Genomic DNA, 388 nt, shown 5'->3' on the forward strand with positions numbered 1-388 from the left:
ATAGTAGGCCTTCCTCAGCACACTAGTGACGCTTAAAAACATGAATAAATCCCATGGAATTTATTCAAAAAATTATGCAAATGAATTCAGTTTTTATCAGGTTCATTTACCTCCTCTAATACTTGACGGAGATACTTGAGCTAAATGACTAAGCTGTTTTTTACTGGGTACAGCTAAATTAAGTGACTTAGCGTTGTTATGCCGACCGTGTAATTGCTGTGGTAAAGATTTAAATTCAGGTGCAAGTAGTGCTGGCTTTATTAGCGCAAGGGTGGATATTACTGGCTCAGATTCATCATAAATAATGAATGAAGCATGTAACTTAAATGCTGCATTATGACTGAGAATAATTTTGATCAGAGGCATAATAATTAATGCTATATACTGT

The 388-nt window shown here is 34.8% G+C and carries 1 protein-coding gene; it reads right to left on the reverse strand.

The genetic code is table 11. From position 1 onward, the window contains the following. Window positions 1–102: 102 nt before the first annotated feature. A partial coding sequence (locus AAEY62_RS20675) for a hypothetical protein (RefSeq protein WP_350636135.1) occupies window positions 103–388 on the reverse strand: 286 nt, incomplete at its 5' end.

It is taken from the genome of Pseudoalteromonas sp. GW168-MNA-CIBAN-0100 (genome assembly GCF_040309225.1).
GTDB lineage: Bacteria > Pseudomonadota > Gammaproteobacteria > Enterobacterales > Alteromonadaceae > Pseudoalteromonas > Pseudoalteromonas arctica.